Genomic DNA, 1,857 nt, shown 5'->3' with positions numbered 1-1,857 from the left:
GTGGTGTCGCTGATCGGCCTGGCGGTCGCGGTGGACTACTGCCTGTTCATCATCAAGCGGTATCGGGAGGAACTGGCCGACGGGGCCGAGACCCGGCCGGCGCTGCTGCGTGCCATGGCGACCGCGGGCCATTCGGTGATGTTCAGCGGCCTGGTCGTGGTGGTGGCGTTGCTGAGCTTGCTGATTCCACGGACGATGGTCTTCTCCAGCGTCGCGCTGGCCGGTGCCATCGTGACCCTGGTCGCGCTGGCTCTGACGCTGACGCTGCTTCCGGCCGTCCTGTTGCTGCTCGGTCCCCGGATCTCGTGGGGCAACCTGCGATTCCGGCAGCGCGTATCGGCAACGCCTCGCCGTCCCCGCTTCGATCTGAGCAGGCTGCGCCGCCGGCCCGGCCTGTTGCTGCTGGTGCTGGTGCCTGCCTTCCTGCTACTGGCCACCCCGATGGCCGGCATCCGGCTGCAGGTGCCAGTGGCCAGCGCCTCCATCCTGCCCGCGGGCACCGAAGCCCGGACCGGTTTCGAGCGGATCGATCAGAACCTTGCGCTGCGCGACCTGTTCCCGATCGAGGTGGTGCTGTCCTCGCCGGTGTCCGGTGGTCCGCAACGGCTTCTCGACGCTGCCCGTTCGGTACGAGAGCTGGCAACGGCGCAGTCGCAGACCCAACAGGTGCGAGCGGTCACCGACCTGGATGGCGGCGCGGGCATCTCGGCCGCGGTCAACGGCAACCAGGCCGCGTTGCCGCCGGCCAGCCGGGCAGCATTCCAGCAGTTGTGGGCCCGCTCCGGTGAGGACTACGTCACTCGGGTCCAGATCCTGTCCAAGACCGGCCCGGACTCCAACGCCACCCATGACCTCGTCGCATCGCTGCGGGACGGTCTGGGCAGCAAGGTGGACGACGGAGTCGACGTGCAGGTAACCGGCGCGACCGCACAGGGTGCGGACTTCGACAATGTGGTGCGAGGCTCGTTGCCGATCGTGATACTGGTCGCCGCGCTAGCCACCTTGCTCTTGCTGCGCCGGGCATTCTCCTCCTGGTTGGCGCCGATCCTGGCGCTGGCGTTCAACGGCCTGGTCGTGACGGCCAGCCTCGGACTGCTGAGCCTGATCTATCAGAAGGGCCTCGGTGAGCCGGTCAACAGTGTCACTCCGCTGCTGCTGTTCGCCATCATGTTCGGGCTCAGCATGGACTACATGGTGATCATGATGTCGCGGATGCGCGAGGTGTACGCCGAGGGACACAGCCATGTGGAGGCGGTCGAAACAGGACTGAGCCGCACCGCCGGCATCGTCAACAGCGCGGCGATCATCATGGTGGCGGTATTCGCCTCGTTCGGTGTCGCGAAGATAAGCATCGTGCAGCAGTTGGGCTTCGGCCTGGCCATCGCCGTGCTGTTGGACGCGGTGGTGATCCGGTTGCTGGTGATGCCGGCGACGCTGCACCTGGTCGGTCCTCGAGTCTGGGCGCACCGGCAATCGACCACGGTCGCCCCCCGGGCCGTGGCGCTGACGGAACTGGCGGACGTGCGATGACCGCCACAACGTGCCAGGGCACCGACGCGGACACCTCGACAGTGCTGATCGTGCACGAGGGCGAGGAGAGACTGCGCTGGTGCGGAAGCGCCGCGGACTGGCAACTGGTCGGGCTATGGCCCGACGCCGCTGACCAGCGCGAGCTGGATGCGTGCCTGGCCGAGGGCAAGCCGCTGCTGATCCTGCTCGGTTCGAAGGCAGTGGTGCCACTCTGGCGCAGCGAACTGCGGATACCGGAAGCCCTCTTCCAAGAGGTTCGGGCGGACGGTGACCTGCTCGAGGTGACGGTGCCGTTCCTGGAATGGCTGCCCGAGCACCTGCGCGAAC

Annotated in this window: 1 protein-coding gene and 1 pseudogene; both read left to right on the top strand. The window is 67.5% G+C overall.

The annotated features are described in order from the left end of the window. Positions 1 to 1,530: MMPL family transporter (locus tag VF542_RS15875; RefSeq protein ID WP_408652665.1), on the top strand; the 1,530-nt coding region annotated here is incomplete at its 5' end. Then, positions 1,527 to 1,857, top strand: a pseudogene (locus VF542_RS15870) (hypothetical protein); the annotation flags it as partial. The gene VF542_RS15875 and the pseudogene VF542_RS15870, both read left to right, overlap by 4 nt.

Source organism: Jatrophihabitans sp. (assembly GCF_036389215.1).
Taxonomy (GTDB): domain Bacteria; phylum Actinomycetota; class Actinomycetes; order Mycobacteriales; family Jatrophihabitantaceae; genus Jatrophihabitans_A.
The sequence above is the reverse complement of the archived record's forward strand: the minus strand, read 5'-3'. Positions and strand labels throughout refer to the sequence as shown.